The organism is Pseudonocardia sp. ICBG601 (genome assembly GCF_020496245.1).
In genome coordinates, this window is record NZ_JAHLJA010000258.1 from 1 (window position 1) to 3,699 (window position 3,699).

The following is a 3,699-nucleotide window of genomic DNA, read 5'->3' on the forward strand; positions in this document are numbered from 1 at the left end:
GCCCGAGGCCGGTCTCCAGCGCCTCGACGAGTTCGCCCGCCGCGGCGGGGGCTCCGTCGAGGTCCGGCGCATCGCCGAGCACGTGCAGAACGACGCCGACCTGATGGCCGACCTCAAGAGCGCGGGCATCGTGCCCGGTCAGGGGGTGCAGGTCTCGGCGATCACGCGGTTCGGCGACGCCGTGCCCGTGGCGGGCGCGGGCACCGAGCCCTCGACCGTCGCTCCGCTGATCGCGCACGCGGTGCTGGTGCGCGCGAGCTGACCCGCTCACGGGTGGTCCGGCCGCGGTCGCGGCGCTCCGCCCTGATCGAGCACGTCCCGCGGTGCGACGCAGCCCGCGGCCGCTGGACGTGAGCAGCTGCCCCGCCTGGTGCACCGTCGTGCCGGTCGGGGCGCTCACCGGTCTTCCGCTTCGAAGAGCAGGCGGTCCGGAAGACGTCCGGACGGATCCCGCGCTCGACGATCGCTCTCAGCATCCGGGCGAACTGGTGCCCCGGCCACGCCTGCTCGGCGCGGTCGAGCGCGACGTTCGCGAGCGCGCCGTCGCCGCGCAGCAGCGCCGACGCGGCGAGCAGCGCGGCCGGCTCGGCCGCCTCGGGGTCGGGCGCCTCGCGGGTGAGCGCGGCCCAGAGCTGCTCGGCCGCCGCGGCCGAGGTGTCGGACCGGCCGTGCGACGCCATGAGGTAGAGCATCGCGTCCCGCACCGGACGCAGGGCGAGCGCCGTGACCAGCGCGATCACCCGGAGTCGTCCAGCCGGACGCCATCGCTCGTCGCCTCGCCGATCGCACCCTCCAGCAGGAGCGTGCCCTCGGTCGGGTCGGACACCACGGGCGGCGAGACCTCCTCGGCCCCCGCGCGACCCGCCTCCCCCACGAGCTCGGCGAGCCTGCGCTCGCGCCGACGCACCGCTGCGGGGTCGGTGGGCGTGACGAGGGCGCGCAGCTCTGCCCGGTCGGCGTACACGACGGTACCGGTCACCGCGGCACCTGCCGCGACCTCGGCCGCTGCGGCGTTCGGCACCTCGCCGGTGCACGCGCACGCGCCGAGGCACGACCACCGGTCGCCCGCCCGGGTGCCCGCCGCCCACACCACGACGTGCTCGGGCACGCCGCGGGCGTCGAGCGCGACGCGCAGGTGCTCGGCGAGCGCCCGGTAGCGGTCGACGCCGCTCGGTGGGCCGGGTGGCTCGCCGCCGACGAGCACGACGACGGCCAGCTCGGGTGGATCGTGCATGAGCCCGTCGGCGAGCAGCTCCGCCGCCGCGCACGGTGGCGGCGCCGCGCACTCCGACGGCGGTGGGTGGTCGCCGCGGACCACGAGACCGACTCGTCGGCGGCCGTCTCCGCGCGCTCCTCCTCCCGTCCGCGTCGACACCAGCACGGCGGACTCCTCGGGGTGGAAACCGAGCAGAGCCGGCAGTGCGGCGACGAGATCACCGACGGCGTGCGCCGTGAACTCGGCGGGGCCCGCAGGTGCTCCGCCCTGGACGGGACGGCTGCTGGGCGGGCGCCGGACGACCATCGGCGACAGGTTGCGGGCAGCGGGACGGGGGTGGTGGAGAGGCATGACCGCAGGATGGACCGGAGGTGCGACAGCGGGCCGGGGTGACGGAGCGGGCTGTGGACAGGTGGGTCGGGACGGCGCGCGAACGGGTGACGGGGGTGCCCGGTGTGGACGGTTCGTCGCCGATCCGTCGAACTGTCGTACCACGGAGTTAGCCTGCGCGGCTTGCCGCGGACGGCCACGACCACGACGCTGTCCTGCGACCCCCACCATCTCCTCGACGGAGGCCTGATGCACGACTACGACCTGCTGGTGATCGGCTCCGGACCGGGTGGCCAGAAGGCGGCGATCGCCGCGGCCAAGCTCGGGAAGAAGGTGGCCGTCGCCGAACGCCGGTCGATGATGGGCGGCGTCTGCGTCAACACCGGCACGATCCCGTCGAAGACGCTGCGCGAGGCCGTGCTGTACCTGACCGGGTTCGCCCAACGGGAGATGTACGGCGCCAGCTACCGGGTCAAGTCCGAGATCACCATCGCCGACCTGCTCGCCCGCTGCCAGCACGTGGTTGGTCAGGAGGTCGAGGTGGTGCGCAACCAGCTGCTGCGCAACCACGTCGACATCCTCACCGGCACCGCGCGCTTCACCGACGACCACACGGTGGTCGTCGAAGGCGAGCACCGCGGCGACCACAGCACCGTGACGGCCGCGAACATCGTGATCGCCACCGGCACGCGCCCCGCGCGCCCCTCCACCGTCCAGTTCGACGACGACCACGTCATCGACTCCGACGGCGTTCTGGCGCTGAAGCGGGTGCCGGGATCGCTCGTCGTGGTCGGCGCCGGTGTCATCGGCATCGAGTACGCGTCGATGTTCGCCGCGCTCGGCACCAAGGTGACGGTCGTGGAGAAGCGGCCGCAGATGCTCGACTTCTGCGACCCCGAGGTCGTCGAGTCGCTCAAGTTCCACCTGCGCGACCAGGGCGTGACGTTCCGCTTCGGCGAGGAGGTGGCCTCCGTGGAGGTCGCGCCGAACGGCACGGTGACGAGCCTGGCCAGCGGCAAGCGCATCGCCGCGGACATGGTCATGTACTCGGCGGGCCGCCAGGGCGTGACCGACGCGCTGGACCTCGACAAGGCGGGCATCGAGGCCGACAAGCGGGGCCGGATCACGGTCGACAAGCAGTACCGCACGTCGGTGCCGCACGTCTTCGCCGTCGGCGACGTCATCGGCTTCCCGGCGCTCGCCGCGACGAGCATGGACCAGGGGCGCATCGCCGCCTGCCACGCGTTCGGCGAGCCGGTGCGCGACCTGCAGGAGCTGCAGCCGATCGGCATCTACACGATCCCGGAGATCTCCTACTGCGGCCGCACCGAGGCCGAGCTGACCTCGGCGGCGGTGCCCTACGAGGTGGGGGTGTCGCGGTACAAGGAGCTCGCGCGCGGCGCGATCGTCGGCGACTCGTACGGGATGCTGAAGCTGCTCGTCTCGACCGAGGACGGGAAGCTGCTGGGCACCCACGTGTTCGGGTCGGGCGCCACCGACCTCGTGCACATCGGGCAGGCGATCATGGGCTGCGGCGGCACGGTCGACTACCTGGTCGACACCGTGCTCAACTACCCGACGCTCTCCGAGGCGTACAAGGTCGCGGCGCTGGACGTCACGAACAAGATGCGGGCGCTCGCGCAGCTCACGGGCGAGCGGGTGGCCACCGTCAGCGCGGAGCCGGGGCCCGCTCCCGAGCCCACCGACGCGGGGGCCGAGATCACGGGTGAGCGACGTCAGCGCCCGCTGACGCGTCAGTACCCGATGCCGTGCTGGTCGAGCCACGGCTTCGGGTCGACGTACTTGCCGCCGACCATCACGCCGATGTGCAGGTGCGGGCCGGTGGTCTGGCCGCGGTTGCCGGTCTCGGCGATGACGTCGCCCGCGTTGACCTTCTGCCCGACCTTCACGAAGAACCGGTTGATGTGCCCGTAGACGGTGATCGTGCCGTCGGGGTGCTGGACGCGGACCCACAGGCCGAAGCCGCTGGCCGGGCCTGCGCTGATCACGGTGCCGCCCTCGGGCACGTGGATCGGCGTGCCGATCGGCGCGGCGATGTCCATGCCCTGGTGGGTGGTCCCCCAGCGACCGCCGAACCCGGACGTGACCGGCCCGGAGATCATCTTGATGCCGCCTCCGATCGAGATCGCGGG

The 3,699-nt window shown here is 73.2% G+C and carries 2 protein-coding genes and 2 pseudogenes; 2 read left to right on the forward strand and 2 right to left on the reverse strand.

What is annotated here, in order from left to right; all coding sequences use genetic code 11:
* Window positions 1–262: FeoA domain-containing protein (locus tag KPL57_RS64645; protein WP_226359396.1), on the forward strand; the 262-nt coding region annotated here is incomplete at its 5' end.
* Here the strand turns inward: KPL57_RS64645 and KPL57_RS73755 are convergent.
* Window positions 162–1,777: pseudogene (locus KPL57_RS73755) on the reverse strand (DUF4192 family protein). The gene KPL57_RS64645 and the pseudogene KPL57_RS73755 overlap by 101 nt on opposite strands.
* Before the next feature lie 18 nt (window positions 1,778–1,795).
* Between KPL57_RS73755 and sthA the strand changes: the two are divergent.
* Window positions 1,796–3,196, forward strand: a pseudogene (gene sthA, locus KPL57_RS64655) (Si-specific NAD(P)(+) transhydrogenase); the annotation flags it as partial.
* A 104-nt stretch (window positions 3,197–3,300) separates the two neighbouring features.
* Here sthA and KPL57_RS64660 read toward each other — a convergent pair.
* Window positions 3,301–3,699: M23 family metallopeptidase (locus KPL57_RS64660; protein WP_226359397.1), on the reverse strand; the 399-nt coding region annotated here is incomplete at its 5' end.